Origin of the sequence: uncultured Gilvimarinus sp., assembly GCF_963972205.1 — a bacterium.
In the GTDB taxonomy this organism is placed as follows: Bacteria; Pseudomonadota; Gammaproteobacteria; order Pseudomonadales; family Cellvibrionaceae; genus Gilvimarinus; species Gilvimarinus japonicus.
This window is the reverse complement of record NZ_CAXAUC010000002.1, coordinates 343,268-358,225: the sequence shown is the minus strand read 5'-3', so window position 1 is coordinate 358,225 and position 14,958 is coordinate 343,268. Positions and strand designations below refer to the sequence as shown.

Below are 14,958 nucleotides of genomic sequence, written 5' to 3'. Positions count from 1 at the left end.
GTCAGACACAATGCGGTTAACTCAATAAGCTTCTAGCTCAGCAAGTCGGAGATAAACAACTTAATAGCGTCAACAATTCGAGCGAAAAAACCCGCCTCAGGTACAGCGGCTTGAGCTACTGCGGGCACTTCGGCCAACGTCTCACCGTTCAAGGTCAGCGTTAAGGTTCCCACTTGTTCACCTTTCTTAATGGGCGCTTTAAGTGTATCGGGCAATTGCAGCGCAACTTCAATACTGCCGCGACTCCCCCGGGGAATGGTCTGCATCACGTCTTCGGCCAAGGTAAGCGCCAGCTGGTCGGCCTCGCCGTACCAAATGCGGGCGTTTTCAATTACGTCACCCGCGCTATACAGTGTCTGGTTCTCAAAGTAGCGAAAACCATACGCCAACAGCTTTTGCGTCTCAGCCGCGCGGGCGTCCTCACTCGCAGTACCCATCACGACCGAAATCAAACGGGTGTCGCCACGCTTGGCCGACGCGACCAAGCAATAACCGGCGGCCTCGGTATGGCCGGTTTTCAAACCATCGACCGAGTCGTCGCGAAACAGCAGGCGATTGCGGTTAGGCTGGTTAATACCGTTGTAAGAAAAGTACTTTTCTTTATACAAATCGTAATACTGCGGGTGATCCTTGATAATCGCCCGCGCCAACAGGGATAAATCCCGCGCCGTCGTCAGGTGCCCTTCGGCAGGCCAGCCGGTGGCATTCACAAAGTGGCTGTTCGTCATGCCCAGCAAGCTGGCCGTCTGGTTCATCACATCGGCAAACGCGTCTTCACCACCGGCGATATGCTCCGCCAATGCCACACTGGCATCGTTACCCGATTGCACGATAACACCGCGCAGTAAGTCGATCACTGACACTTGGGTGCCTTCACGAACAAACATTTTCGAGCCGCCCATCTTCCAGGCAGCCACGCTAATATTGACCAGATCCTCTTCACTAATCCGCTGATTTTCTAGCTCCGAGGTCACAATGTAACTGGTCATCATCTTAGTTAAGCTCGCCGGCGGCAGCTGCTCGTCGGCGTTTTCTTCAACAATAACCTTACCGGTATCGGCGTCCAGCAATAAATAAGCGGAGGAGGCCAATTGCGGCGGCGCAGGGATTAACACCTGCTGAGCATTAGCAACAAGAGCGAGGGTAAATAGGCCGCAAGCGGCTAAAGTTTTGGCAAACATGAATATCCAGTCTTTAAGTCAGTTAGTCAGGCAAAGGGTTGGTAAAGTGTAACGCAAAGACACCGTGGACGGCAGCTTTGCTCAATCTTTCACAAGGTGGCTGTTGTAAACACCCACCGCCGGAAGCTGCTCGCGCACACGATTGACCTCCTGCTCATCAGTTAGCGGGCCAATACGCACCCGATACAAGGGTTTGGCCGCGTTAAACTCACTGATAAACACCCGAGAATTCATCGACGACGCCACTTTATCGCGCAAGCGCTTGGCGCTCGCCGCGCTGGAAAACGCCCCCACCTGCAGGTAAAAACCATCGGCGTGACTCGCGGGGCGATCATCGGGCTTCAGAGGTGGCGGTGGCGTATCACCCGGCACAATAATCTCTACCTCAACCGGTCCGGTGCCGGTTTTAGAAATTCCCAGGCGCTGCGCGGCAGCGTAGCTTAAATCGATAATACGCCCCTGATGAAACGGGCCGCGGTCATTGACCCGCACCACCACACTGCGGCCGTTTTTTAGGTGGGTAACCCGCACATAGGACGGAATCGGCAGAGTTTTATGGGCGGCCGTCATGGCGTACATATCGTAGGTTTCACCATTGGAGGTTTTGTGCCCATGAAACTTTTTACCATACCAGGAGGCGTTGCCACGCTCTTTATAACTGGACTCATCCTCAATTAGGTAATAGGTTTTGCCCAATACGGTATACGGGTTTTTGTTGCCGGCGCGAGTGCGGGGCTCCACCTTCGGCACGGCATCGGGGACATGGGATAAATCCACTTCACGGTCCGGCCCGACATCCTGATCGATATGATAGCGGCTCGGGGGTTTACTGCTGTTACTGGAGCAGCCCGCTAAGATCACAACAGCTAAAGCCAACCACCATACTTTATTCACGCGCACCTCCACTCTCGCGGTGCGCCCGCGCAATTGCCTCGGCCAACTGGTGCACCGCCATGGCGTACATATGGCTGCGGTTGTAACGCGTAATGACGTAAAAATTGTTAAACCCCAACCAGTATTCATCGCCCAATGAGCCATCGAGCTTAACCGCCAGCGCTTTCACCTCAGAGGGAACATGACGAATAGGTTGCAGACCTGCCTCGCGCCATTGCCCAATGGTACGCTCGGGCGGCACGATTTGGTTAAACACGATAGCGCTATCTAACGTATCGTCAGGGCGCGCGCGCAGCGTCACAAGCTCACCGCGCTGCCAGCCATGACTTTTAAAATAATTTGCCACGCTGCCAATAGCGTCGGTTAAGTTCTCCCAAATATCCGGTAAGTCATCGCCGTCAAAATCCACTGCGTAGTGACGGTAACTGGAAGGCATAAACTGCCCAAAACCCATTGCCCCGGCATAAGACCCCTTATGGGCCAAGGGGTCTTGCTGATGCTCACGGGTGAGCAACAGGTACTGCTCAAGCTCGCGGGTAAAAAACTCACTGCGCGGCGGGTAGTTAAACGCCAGGGTGCTCAGGGCATCCATCACCCGGTAGTTGCCAGTAATGCGCCCATACAATGTTTCGACACCAATAATGGCAACAATATACTCCGCCGGTACGCCAAACTCTTGCTCAGCACGAGCCAACGCCTCGGCGTTATCGCGCCAAAAGGTTACGCCACCTTCAATGCGCGCCTCTTTAATAAAAATTTTGCGGTAGTCGGCCCAGCTTTTGGTTTTTTCGGCCGGTCGGGATATCGCATCGAGAATCGGTTGGCGCTTCTCGGCTTGCGCAAATAACGCCTGTAGCGACTCGCGCGTAAAATTGTGCTCACTCACCATACGCTCGATAAACACTTGCGCCTCTGGGCTCTGCGTGTAATCCGCGCGGGCAGCACTTGCTAACAACAACACCGGCAACCACCAGTGCCAGACACGGGCAACCGACCTACAACGAGTAAACAGCAAAGTGCCTCCTGACAAGCTCTATAGATAAACAAACACGGTATTCGCCCGCCATAGCTAACGGATTACCTTGCGCGGCTCGGTGGCAATCGCCATTAAAATCCCAAAACCCGCCAGCAAAGTCACAATTGAGGTCCCCCCCTGACTTACTAGCGGCAGGGGAACACCCACCACCGGCAACAAACCGGACACCATACCGATATTAACGAACACATAGACAAAAAAGGTCAACGTAATACTGGCCGCTAATAAGCGACCAAAGCTGTCTTGCGCACGCACAGCAATCAACATGCCGCGCAGCACGACCAAAATATAAAGGGCCAGCAACACCAGCACGCCAATCAGGCCAAACTCTTCCGCCAATACCGCGATAATAAAATCAGTGTGCCCTTCCGGCAAAAAATCGAGGTGCGATTGCGTGCCGTGCAGCCAGCCTTTACCCGGCACGCCACCAGAGCCAATCGCGGTTTTAGATTGAATGATATTCCAACCCGCCCCCAAACGGTCAGCTTCGGGGTTAAGCAGTGTCAGCACACGTTTTTTTTGGTAATCGTGCAAGACAAAATGCCACAGCGGCCACAGGCTCGCCAATAAAACCGTCACCGCCGCAAGTATGTAGCGCCACGACAAACCGGCAAAAAACAGCACCATCAAACCTGAGGCGGCCACCAAAATTGAGGTGCCTAAGTCCGGCTGTTTAATAATAAGTACGGTAGGCACGGCCACCAACGCGAGGGTCCAAAATACATGTTTAAACACCGGGGGCAAATGTCGTTGCCCAAGATAAGCGGCAATCGTCATGGGCATTGCCAACTTCATCACTTCCGAGGGCTGAAAACGAAAGCTGCCCAAACTTAGCCAGCGCTGCGCGCCCTTAGCGCCAACCCCGTGTAACACCACCAACACCAATAAAACCACCCCTACGGCATAGGCCCAGGGAGCCATGCGGCGCATAAAATGCACAGGCACTTGCGCCACCACAATCATGACAAAATAAGCGAGCGCAAAATAAATACCTTGGCGCTTGAGCGTAGCCAGAGACTGGTCACTGGCGCTAAACAGCACCACCAAGCCGCCGGCGGTAATGGTGAGCAGCAATAATAGCAACCAAAAATCGACATGTAGGCGCTGCTGCAAGCGGTCGCGCTTGCGCAAGGCGCGATCAGACTCGGGCAGGCGACGAAGAAAGTCTTGGTTAGGCACTCTTAGGGTGACTCCTTTAGCTCGCCGTTTTCATCTAACAGCCACGCATCAAATACCCGTCGCATCACTGGTGCTGCCGCGCCAGAACCTGACTCGGCATTTTCTAACAATACCGCCAGCGCAATTTTAGGGTTTTCCAAGGGCGCAAACCCCACAAACAAAGCGTGATCCCGGTTGCGCTCACTGAGGGCGTCCGAATCGTACTCAGCGTTTTGTGCAATCGCCACCACCTGAGCGGTACCGGATTTTCCCGCCATACGGTATTTAGCACCGTCGGCGATTCGCCGCGCGGTGCCGTGCTGACCGTGCACCACCTCGGCCATTGCCTCGACGCCGAGCTCCATGACCGAGGCTTCCACATCCACTTTCTGATCGACGATGGGCGGGCGCGGCTCGCCCCCCACCGAGGCCACCAACTGCGGCCGCAACCGCACACCGCGATGGGCAATCGTGGCCACCATAGAGGCCAGTTGCAGCGGCGTTGCCAACACATCGCCCTGACCGATCGCCACATTTAAACTGTCACCCGGATACCACGGTTCGCCACGGGCACCGCGTTTCCAGTCCCGTGAAGGCCAAATGCCGCGGCGCTCATTGGGCAAGTCGATCTCAGTTTTTTGCCCCAATCCAAACTGATAGCCAAAGCTGTGCATTTTATCGATGCCCATATTAAAACCGAGATCGTAAAAATATACATCGCACGACTCAGCAATGGCCTGCTTAAAATCGACCTTTTCGCCGTGCCCCCAACGCTTCCAATCACGATACAGCCGTGAGCTGCCTTTCAGTTTGTAATAGCCCGGATCGTATACCGTTGTCTCGGGGGTAATAATGTCGTAGTGCAAGCCGCCCATGGCTACCACCGGCTTGATGGTGGAACCCGGTGGGTACTGTCCCTGCAAAAAGCGATTAAACAAGGGTAAATCGCGAGACTGATTGAGCTGACGATAATCTTTAAAACTAATACCCGTCACAAATAAATTGGCATCAAAACTCGGCGCACTCACGGCGGCTAACACACCGCCAGTCGCGACATCGATGGCAACCACTGCACCACGGTGTCCCTCCAGTGCGGCCAAGGCTTCTTTTTGCAGCTCGGAGTCAAGGTGCAGCGTCAAATCACTGCCAGGCTTAGGGTCACTGCTGTCCAGAATACGCAACACCCGACCCCGAGCATTAGTCTCTACGTTTTGGTAGCCCACCTCACCCAACAGCTCGGATTCGTACGAGCGCTCTAAGCCAATCTTACCGATTGAGTGCGTGCCACTATAGCGCTGATACTCCTCGGAGCTAAACCCCGACAATTCGTTTTCATTAATACGGCCCACGTAACCAATAGAGTGGGCAAACAGGTCACCTTCCGGGTAGTAACGCACCAGCTGCGCGTGCACCTCGACCCCGTCAAGGCGAAATTCATTAACCGCCAGTCGCGCCAGCTCTTCCTCGGTTAAGCCAAAGCGCAGCGGCACCGCATCAAACGGTCGGCGCCGTTGACGCAGCTGATCGTTAAATTTTTCGATATCGTTGGGGCTGATATCCACCAGCGTTGCGAGAAACTCTAGTGTCTCGGCGAGATCGGGCACCCGCTCGTGGACAATAGACAAGGTGTAGCTGGCTCGGTTTTCGGCCAGCAACTTACCATTGCGATCGTAAATAAGCCCTCGGGTAGGCGGGATAGGCAAGACATGCACGCGGTTGCGATCGGACTGAGTGACATAGTCGTCATGATGATCGACTTGCAACGAATAAAAACGCAAAATCAACATGCCCGTCAGCAGCACAATCACCACACCGGCAAACAACGTGCGCGCAAAAAACAAACGCGCCTCGCGGTGGTGATCTTTAAAGTGTCTCGCTTCGGACATAGGGGTGTCAGATCCTACCCAGCGCTCGACGCGCCTTCGTGTTATTTGTGATAAGGGTGGTTATGCAAAATCGTCCACGCCCGATACAACTGCTCGGCCAGTACAATCCGTACCAATGGATGCGGCAAAGTTAACGCCGACAATGACCAGCGCTGCTCGGCCAGTGCCAGTGCCGAAGGGGCTAAACCATCGGGCCCGCCAATCAGTAAACTGACATGGCGGCCATCCATACGCCAAGCGGCTAGTTGCTCGGCCAGTTGCTCAGTACCCCAGCTTTTGCCTTTCACATCCAGCGCAACCACCCGATCTCCTTTGCCAATAGCCGCGCGGATTGCGTCCGACTCCCGCTCCATGGCTCGCTGAATATCACTATTTTTACCGCGCGGGGCCAAGGGTAGCTCGACCAGCTCTAACTCCAGATCGCCGCGCGGCAAGCGCTTAACGTACTCGTTATAGCCCTCTTGTACCCAGCCGGGCATTTTGCTGCCCACGGCAATCAGTCGTATGCGCATGGCTTAGGCCTAGTCTTCGGTGCGGTTTGCCGGCGATACCGACCACAACTTCTCAAGGTCGTAAAACTCACGCGCTTCGGGCAGCATCACATGGAGCACGGTATCGCCATAGTCCACCAGTACCCAGTCGCTGCCCTCTAACCCCTCGGACCCCAGCGGCGCCATATTGGCTTTTTTAGACTCTTCGATCACATGCACAGCCATAGAGCGGATATGGCGATTTGACGTACCCGTGGCAATAATCATGGTGTCCATGACATCGCTTTTGTCACGCACATCTACCTCGGCGACATCGCGAGCTTTTAAATCTTCCAGAGCTTCCAAGATAAGGGCGTTGATTGAGTCTGACATTGGTTACCTATTTATGTTTCGTAAAGTGCGTGTGTAAATCCAAAAGGAACGCGCGACTTAACAGTCGTCTCGCGCTCCGTAAAGTTGTTGCTCGGCAATATAGCGGCGCACCGACTCGGGCAATAAAAAGCGCGTCGACAACCCCGCCGCCGTAAGTGTGCGAATTTCAGTGGCACTGATATCCAGCGCCCGTATATCAAGGTGCACCACAACCCCGGCAGGCGCGGCAGATAACGCTTCGGCCCCGGCGCTGTAGATGCGATCAAACTCGGCCAGCTCGCCACCCGCTGGCAACTGATACCCCGGACGATTCACCACCAACAAATGGGCAAACTCCAACAGCTCGCGCCAGCGGTGCCACTGGGGCAATCCCAAATAGGCATCCAGCCCCATCACTAACGTCAGGGAGCACTCGCCGCCGCGTTCGGCGCGCAGCTGCGACAAGGTGTCAACCGAGTAAGACGCACTACCGCGCACAAGCTCCCGGTCGTCCATTTGCAAACTGGGGTTGCCGGCAATACCCAGCGTCACCATCTGTGCGCGCCGAGCACTGGCCACCCCGGGATCAGCCCGGTGCGTTGGGATATGGCAAGGCACCAGGCGCATCTCGTCAAACCCCAGCTGCTGCACCAGATCCAGCGCCAAGCGTAAATGGCCGTTGTGCACCGGGTTAAAGGTACCGCCAAAAATGGCGACTTTTTTTCTCACAGCAAAATAACTCGCAACCCGCTAGCGTCCCCCGGCCTAACGACGAATCTGGCCATCGCCAAAAACGATCCATTTTTGCGAGGTTAACCCTTCTAGCCCCACTGGGCCCCGGGCGTGAATTTTATCGGTCGAGATACCGATTTCGGCGCCCAAGCCGTACTCAAAGCCGTCGGCAAAGCGGGTCGAGGCGTTGATCATGACCGAGCTGGAATCCACTTCGGTAATAAAACGCCGGCCGCGGCTGTAATCTTCCGTCACGATAGATTCGGTATGCTGCGAGCTGTAACGAGCGATATGATCCATCGCCTCTTCCAGCGAATCCACGATTCTAATAGACAGCACCGGCGCCAAGTATTCGGTCGCCCAATCCTCGTCGGAGGCGGCGTTGGCGGTAACAAGCGCACGGGTTTTTTCACAGCCGCGCAGCTCGACGCCCTCGGCACGGTAGGCATCAGCCAGACGTGGCAAAATTGCCTCGGCTACCGCCGCATCCACCAATAGCGTCTCCATCGCGTTACACACACCGTAGCGGTGAGTTTTGGCGTTTAGCGCAATGGCAAAGGCTTTGTCGAGGTCGGCTTTGGCATCAATGTACACATGGCAAATACCGTCTAAATGCTTGATGACCGGCACCGATGCCTCACGGGAGATCCGCTCGATTAGGCCTTTGCCGCCGCGCGGTACAATCACATCAACAAACTCCGGCATAGTAATCAGCGCGCCCACGGCCGCACGATCGGTGGTTTGTACCACTTGCACGCAGGCCTCGGGCAACCCCGCCGCCCTAAGGCCACGGGCAATACACTCGGCAATTGCGCGATTGGAGTGAATCGCCTCACTGCCGCCACGCAAAATAGCCGCATTACCCGATTTAAGACACAAGCTCGCGGCATCGATGGTCACATTGGGGCGAGACTCATAAATAATGCCCACCACGCCCAATGGCACGCGCATTTTGCCCACTTGGATACCACTGGGGCGGTAGCTCATATCGGTAATTTCACCGCAGGGATCGGGCAGCGCCGCGACTTGGCGCAAACCTTCGATCATGCCATCAATCGTGGCGGGCTTCAGCGCCAAGCGGTCCAGCAACGCTGCGTCCAAACCATTCTTGCGGCCGGCGTCTAAATCTTTGGCGTTTTCTGTGGCAAGCGTGTCGCGCGCGGCATCAAGCTCACGCGCCATTGCTTGCAGCGCTTCGTTTTTAACACCGGTGCTGGCCGCTACCAGCGCCCGCGAGGCGGCGCGCGCTTCGCGCCCGACCTGAGTCATATACTCTGCTACCGAAACCGTATCCAACATGCCGTAAACCTGTCTTTTAAAATATGCGGGAAAATAGCGGCGATTATACCTGTTTACACAGGTATTTTGCGGGTTTTGCCACAAAAGCGGGCATATTTAAACCGGACGCGAGAAAAACGTGTGTATCCAGTGCCGCCAAAGCGCATCAAGCCCATTATTTTCAGCGCCGGTTCAGGCTCAGCGGGCTACTCTAGGGTACTGCTAAATATTTACGTTAGCCTTCGGACTCATAATGCCAGCCAATATTGCGCCCACCAACCACACCAGCGTCACCTGGCGAGCTTTCGAACTAAGGCTAAGGCACAGTACAATGGTCTTTCACACTCACAGCGCTGACCACAGACTATGATTCGACTCATTTGCATTATCGCGGGCCTGTTACTCGCCACTTCAATGGCCGTCGCCGCGCCGGGCGCACCCACTCTAGCGGGCCACCTTGCAAACCCGGTTGCCGCGGGCAGCGCCCAGTGTGCCATCAGCGCCGCCAAAGCAGGCCAAATTGCCAGCAAGCTATACGGCGGTAAAGTGATCGACGTAAAACAGGTAAGCGTACAGGGGCGAGCGGCGTTTCGAGTCAAGCTACTGCAAAGCAACGGCCGCATCCACTCGGTGCTTATCGACGCAGGCAACGGCCGGCCACTGCAATAACCACTCAAACCACAAGGGATGCTTTATGCGCTTACTGATTGTCGAGGATGACAGCGCACTGCGCACTGAGCTGGTCCGCCAGCTAAGCGTGGAAGGTTACGCGGTCGATGGCGCCAGTGATGGCCGCGATGGCCTGTTTATGGCCAGCGAATACGATTATGACTTGGCAATTATCGACCTTGGCCTGCCCGAGATTGACGGCCTTAGCCTAATCGCCCAGTTGCGTGCCAATGGCCGCGATGCGCCCGTTTTGGTACTCACCGCTCGCGACGCGTGGCAGGACAAAGTCAAAGGGCTTGAGGCCGGCGCCGATGATTACCTTACCAAGCCGTTTCACCCCGAGGAGCTGCGCGCACGAGTACAAGCATTATTGCGCCGCGCTCACGGCGCCGCGCAAAACCGGTTGGCGTTTGGCCCTTTAAGTATCGACACCGATGCCAAAACCGTCGCCCTCGAAGAGCGGCCCATCGAGCTCACCAGTTACGAGTACAACACCTTACTGTATTTAGCGCTCAACGCCGGAAAAACGCTGTCCAAAACCGAGCTCACCGAACACCTTTACGCGCAAGATTACGACCGCGACAGCAACGTCATCGAGGTATTTATTGGGCGGCTGCGCAAAAAGCTCGACCCCGACGGCAGCCTCACCCCCATCAGCACTCTGCGTGGTTTGGGGTATCGCTTTAACCTAACCCCCAACTCAAGCCGAGAGCCTTAACGTGGCACGCGCCACCCTTAAGGCTCGGCTGCTGATTGGCTCGCTATTGGTATTGCCAGTGGTGCTTATAATCGCCGGGGTCGCGCTCGATCGCGCCTACCGCAATAGCCTGGAGGCCGCCGAACAAGTGCGGTTAGAGCGCTACTTTTATTTACTGTTTAGTCTGGCTGAGCTTAGCCCAACCCACAACGGCGTGCACCTAGAGCTACCCGAGACACTTATAGAGCCCGACCTTGAGCAGAACACCTCAGGCATTGCCGCGTTTGTGTACAACACGCACAGCCATCTAGTCTGGCGCTCCAACTCCAGCCGCCTACTCAGTCCCGCACCGGGCTTTGCCGATTTTTCGCCTCAGTGGCGCCCCGGTCAAATGCACTTTCGGCGCAGCAAGATCGGCACCGATCACTACTTTTTTGCCCAATTTGACACTTTATGGGAAGACGATCGCGGCATTACTCACCCATTCCGTTTTGCCATACTGCACGACACCGACAGCTTTCGGCTCGCCCTAGCCGCCTACCGCACCCAACTATGGCAGGGACTGGGGCTGGTCGCGCTGGCGCTGCTCGCCACTCAAGTACTACTGACCGGCTGGGCCCTTGCACCTTTGGCCCGCTTGGCGCAGTCTTTGGGTTTAATGCGCAGCGGCGCCAGCCAAACGCTTATAGGCCATTATCCGCGCGAGATTCAACAAGTGGTCGACAGGCTGAATGAAGTATTATCGCGTGAGACCCAACTGCGCGCGCGCTATCGCAACCGGGTTAATGATTTAGCCCACAGTCTAAAAACACCGCTGGCGGTACTCAAAGCCACCAGCGACAGGGAAGACTATCAACAACACGTTAATCAACAGGTGGAACGCATGGAAAAAGTCGTCCGGTACCAACTGCAAAAAGCGGTAAGCGAGCACGCCGGTAGTGGCTCACAAATACCGCTACGGCTAACGCTTGAGCGCCTAGTCGATTCGCTTAAGAAAATTTACCGGGACAAAGGTTTAAGTATCAATCTCGACGTACCCGCCGATATCGCGTTTATCGGCGACGAGGAAGACTTAATGGAGTTGGCCGGCAACTTATTGGACAACGCATGCAAGTACGGCGACGGCACAGTAACCGTGACCGCGCACCTAAGTGATCAATTACTTACCATGCAAGTGGACGACAACGGCCCGGGCATCACCGACACTATGCGCAACAGCTCGATGGAGCGCGGCAAGCGACTTGACACCGCTATGCCCGGCCAAGGTATCGGGCTGGCGGTGTGCGCCGACATCGCTTGCAACTATGGGGGCAAGTTGACTATCGGCCACTCACCGTTGGGCGGCGCCCGCTTTGAACTGGCACTACCCGGCGCCACACTCGCCTCCCCATCACCCTAACGGGCAGTACTAATGTTAAACGTAGCCGTCGGGGTTATTACTCTGCCAACGCCAACTGTCCTGCATCATCTGCGCTAAGTCTCGCTCGGCACGCCAGCCAAGCGCCTCGCAGGCAAATGCCGGATCGGCATAACACTGTGCAATATCCCCCGGGCGGCGGGGCAATACTTTATAGGCAAGGGTTTTGCCGCATGCCTGCTCAAACGCGCGCAATACCTCTAATACCGAGCAGCCAATACCGGTACCTAGGTTATAAGCGCGACAGCCAGGCGCCAGCGGCAGCGATATAGTTAACGCTGCCACATGACCGGCCGCCAAATCCACTACATGAATATAATCGCGCACGCCCGTACCATCGGGGGTCGCGTAATCATCGCCAAACACCTGCAAAAACGGGCGCTTACCCACCGCTACTTGTGCCACGTAGGGCACTAGATTATTAGGAATACCCGACGGGTCTTCACCGATACGGCCGCTCTGGTGCGCGCCCACTGGGTTAAAATAACGCAACAGCGAGATATTCCAGCCCGACTCCGGAGCGGCGGCCACATCCTCCAGCATTTGCTCGATCATTAACTTACTGCGGCCGTATGGGTTGGTGGCACTGCGGGGAAAGCTTTCGTCGATAGGTACGCTGGCCGGATCGCCATACACGGTTGCCGATGAGCTAAAAATTAAATTCCGTACCCCGGCCTCGGCCATCGCCTCGCACAAGGTTAAAGCGCCAGCGACGTTATCGCGGTAATACGCTAAGGGGATTTGTGTCGACTCACCCACGGCTTTTAAACCGGCAAAGTGCATCACAGCTTGAATATTATGCCGCGCAAACACATCCGCTAAAGTAGTACTGTCATTAATATCCAGCTCGTAAACCGCTGGTCGCACACCGGTTATCTCGGCAATGCGATCTAACACCAGCGGCTTGCTGTTGCAAAAATTATCGACAATCACCGGTGTAAAGCCCGCTTCAATCAACGCCACACAAACATGGCTACCTATGTAGCCGGCGCCGCCGGTCACTAACACCTCTGTATCCTGCGGGGACATAAGCCGCACTCCTTAGCCTTACTATAGAGACGGGATTATCGCATATTGCCAATACCAAGGGAGGCGGAAAAGTACAGACAAAAAAAGGGGCAAACCGAAGTTTGCCCCGACAGCTTCATGCTCGCTGTGATATCTGTTAAGCGGAACAGATTTTTTGTCTGGCTTGCTTAAAATTCATATACTTAGAAATCGATAGGCAAACTCAGGGAAACAACCACTTTGGCATCTTCATCTACTGTGCCATCGACATCATCGACCGGAATACCCAAGGTAAAACTCAGGTTGTCGTTAAACGAGTAACCCAAATCTACGTGCGAGTAATCATCTTCATGCAAACCGTAAGTTACACTGAACTTGTCAAAAGTTGCACCTATAGTGGCATACCAATACTCATCCAAATCTGCCACACCGTGATAGTAGGTCAAAGCAACAGGACCAAATCCCACGGAGCCAACAATTTCAGTTAAATCGCCAATATCTGGAGAGCCATCGATAATCACTTCGTTACCGGCGTCATCCAAGTATGTCTCATTCGGCGCGCTGGGGTAGTTGTAGTTCCATACACTGATGTCGTAGCTAAAGCTGCCCGCTTCACCGCCGTAGCCTACGTACAGGTCATACTCTGTGCCGAGCGACGCATCACCAGAAGAAGCCCACACACCACCGTACAAACCGCCCGTGCTAACGGTTAAGTCACCTGAAATAGCCGGATCGCCATTACCCAAGTCATAACCGCGCCAGTAGTACATGTTGGCTGCCCCCACCGATGCCGATACTTCAGCATTGGCAACCGGTGCAAACGCGCTCAAAGCAAGGGTTGACGCGGCAACGGCACTGGCCAGTACTTTTTTGTTAATCATCTTCATGAAATCTTCCTCTAGTTTCTAATGGCAACTGTTTTTTAAGGTAGCTCCCGATTCTGTCGCAGGAGTCCCGTAGCCGTCGATAGCACACCGATACAGCTTGCGATGCTAATAGCGAAGACCGCGCCAACTTGTAATTTCACTTAGAAATCATAGAGATAGAAGATTTCACGGGCAGGCAGAGCAAACCTTACCAACTACCCAAGCACCAAGCCTGTGCATTTATTAAAGCGGCGCGATAGGCACAGCACCAATATAGCGCACCACCATTACCTATGCTTTGGGTGGCGCCGAAATGGCAATAAATCGAGGTAGAGGACCAGCGCGCAAAACACCAATGCCGTCCCTATAAGCGCTTCAGTACTCAAGCGCTCACCCGCCAATAGTGCGCCGCTGCTCAGGGCCAGTATCGGCGTTATTAAGGTAATCAAGGACACCACCGAGGGCGACAAACGCGACAGCACAAAAAAGAACAGCGTAAAGCCCAGCAGAGAACCGCACAGTGCTAAATAGACAATGGCCGCCACCGCTTGGGTGGGCAACGCCGGCATGGGCGCATCGGCCAGCCACCAAAATGCAAGCAACCCGGGCATAGCAAACAACAGCGAGCCAGTGGTCTGGTTAAACGCATCGACGCTGGTGCGCTGCGCTTTTAACAACACGCTACTGGTCGAGAACAACACACACGAACCCAAAATTCCGGCAATGCCTATGGCCGCCCCCTCATCCAGCGCCAACTGACTGCGAAAAATCACCCCCAGCCCTAGCACTGCCAACACCAACGCACATAAGCGCTGCCGGTTAAACGGATTATCTTTAAGGATAAAGGCAGACAACACGCCCGTTACAAACGGCGACAACGCAAAAATCACGGCAATTAAACCCGAGGGAATAAACTGCGCCGAGTAATACACCAAAGGCATATTGGGAAAGATACCGAGCGAGGCAAATAAATACACCCAGACAGCCCCCGGGCGATCAAACAAGCGCCGGCCAAGCAGCGCGTTAATCACTAGCGCCACCACCAATGCCAGCAGCATGCGCGACAACACCGCCGTCATAAAATGGCCCGAACCATTGCTCCAGACAATGGCGAGAGGCGTGGTGCCCCAAATAAGCACCACAAGAATATAGGCGATCAGTACCGGCATGGTTTTTCCCTCACAGTAAAAGCCGCCCCGTCCATCGGCGCGACGTACCGCAAAACCACCAAAGCCTTAAACGAAAAAAGGCCGCAGTGGAGTGCTGCGGCCTTTAAGAAACAAAGTGTTGTTAA

At 54.9% G+C, this 14,958-nt stretch carries 15 protein-coding genes; 3 read left to right on the top strand and 12 right to left on the bottom strand.

All coding sequences use genetic code 11. From position 1 onward, the window contains the following. Nucleotides 1–32: 32 nt before the first annotated feature. From AACY82_RS06115 to AACY82_RS06075, 9 genes are all read right to left on the bottom strand, one after another. On the bottom strand, nt 33–1,181 hold the full coding sequence (locus AACY82_RS06115; protein WP_339615895.1) for a D-alanyl-D-alanine carboxypeptidase family protein: 1,149 nt from the start codon (nt 1,179–1,181) through the stop codon (nt 33–35). An 81-nt stretch (nt 1,182–1,262) separates the two neighbouring features. Continuing rightward, entirely contained in the window at nt 1,263–2,075 is an 813-nt protein-coding gene (locus AACY82_RS06110) for a septal ring lytic transglycosylase RlpA family protein (RefSeq protein ID WP_339615894.1), read from the bottom strand. Next, nucleotides 2,068–3,090: a lytic murein transglycosylase B gene (gene mltB, locus AACY82_RS06105; protein ID WP_339615893.1), complete on the bottom strand. Its 1,023-nt coding sequence runs from the start codon at nt 3,088–3,090 to the stop codon at nt 2,068–2,070. The genes AACY82_RS06110 and mltB overlap by 8 nt, the downstream gene beginning before the upstream one ends. 54 nt (nt 3,091–3,144) lie before the next feature. Further along, nucleotides 3,145–4,290 (bottom strand): rod shape-determining protein RodA, encoded by a 1,146-nt coding sequence (gene rodA / locus AACY82_RS06100; RefSeq protein WP_339615892.1) that lies wholly within the window; start codon nt 4,288–4,290, stop codon nt 3,145–3,147. Between the two features lie 2 nt (nt 4,291–4,292). Then, nucleotides 4,293–6,155: a penicillin-binding protein 2 gene (gene mrdA, locus AACY82_RS06095; RefSeq protein WP_339615891.1), complete on the bottom strand. Its 1,863-nt coding sequence runs from the start codon at nt 6,153–6,155 to the stop codon at nt 4,293–4,295. A 41-nt stretch (nt 6,156–6,196) separates the two neighbouring features. Continuing rightward, a complete protein-coding gene (rlmH, locus tag AACY82_RS06090; protein WP_339615890.1) occupies nt 6,197–6,667 on the bottom strand; it encodes a 23S rRNA (pseudouridine(1915)-N(3))-methyltransferase RlmH in 471 nt (156 codons plus the stop codon). A 9-nt stretch (nt 6,668–6,676) separates the two neighbouring features. Next, complete coding sequence (gene rsfS / locus AACY82_RS06085) at nt 6,677–7,018, bottom strand: ribosome silencing factor (protein ID WP_339615889.1); 342 nt, start codon at nt 7,016–7,018, stop codon at nt 6,677–6,679. Nucleotides 7,019–7,075: 57 nt separating this feature from the next. Then, nucleotides 7,076–7,726: a nicotinate-nucleotide adenylyltransferase gene (gene nadD / locus AACY82_RS06080; RefSeq protein ID WP_339615888.1), complete on the bottom strand. Its 651-nt coding sequence runs from the start codon at nt 7,724–7,726 to the stop codon at nt 7,076–7,078. Nucleotides 7,727–7,762: 36 nt separating this feature from the next. Continuing rightward, nucleotides 7,763–9,028 carry a glutamate-5-semialdehyde dehydrogenase gene (locus tag AACY82_RS06075; protein WP_339615887.1) on the bottom strand — a complete coding sequence of 422 codons (1,266 nt, stop codon included), beginning with the start codon at nt 9,026–9,028 and terminating at the stop codon, nt 7,763–7,765. A 345-nt stretch (nt 9,029–9,373) separates the two neighbouring features. Here AACY82_RS06075 and AACY82_RS06070 point away from each other — a divergent pair, with 345 nt between their 5' ends. Genes AACY82_RS06070 through AACY82_RS06060 form a run of 3 tightly spaced genes read left to right on the top strand, consistent with a single transcriptional unit; the run spans nt 9,374 to nt 11,772 of the window. After that, nucleotides 9,374–9,676: a PepSY domain-containing protein gene (locus AACY82_RS06070; protein ID WP_339615886.1), complete on the top strand. Its 303-nt coding sequence runs from the start codon at nt 9,374–9,376 to the stop codon at nt 9,674–9,676. Between the two features lie 25 nt (nt 9,677–9,701). Continuing rightward, nucleotides 9,702–10,394, top strand: coding sequence for a response regulator transcription factor (locus AACY82_RS06065; protein ID WP_339615885.1), 693 nt, complete (start codon nt 9,702–9,704; stop codon nt 10,392–10,394). 1 nt (nt 10,395) lies between these two features. Continuing rightward, complete coding sequence (locus tag AACY82_RS06060) at nt 10,396–11,772, top strand: ATP-binding protein (RefSeq protein WP_339615884.1); 1,377 nt, start codon at nt 10,396–10,398, stop codon at nt 11,770–11,772. 15 nt (nt 11,773–11,787) lie between these two features. Here the strand turns inward: AACY82_RS06060 and galE are convergent, their stop codons facing one another. The 3 genes from galE to AACY82_RS06045 all read right to left on the bottom strand — a co-directional run bounded on the left by galE (nt 11,788) and on the right by AACY82_RS06045 (nt 14,833). Then, on the bottom strand, nt 11,788–12,819 hold the full coding sequence (gene galE / locus AACY82_RS06055) for a UDP-glucose 4-epimerase GalE (RefSeq protein ID WP_339615883.1): 1,032 nt from the start codon (nt 12,817–12,819) through the stop codon (nt 11,788–11,790). A gap of 182 nt (nt 12,820–13,001) precedes the next feature. Further along, on the bottom strand, nt 13,002–13,685 hold the full coding sequence (locus AACY82_RS06050; protein WP_339615882.1) for a TorF family putative porin: 684 nt from the start codon (nt 13,683–13,685) through the stop codon (nt 13,002–13,004). A gap of 266 nt (nt 13,686–13,951) precedes the next feature. Next, nucleotides 13,952–14,833 carry a DMT family transporter gene (locus tag AACY82_RS06045; protein WP_339615881.1) on the bottom strand — a complete coding sequence of 294 codons (882 nt, stop codon included), beginning with the start codon at nt 14,831–14,833 and terminating at the stop codon, nt 13,952–13,954. Nucleotides 14,834–14,958 lie beyond the last annotated feature (125 nt).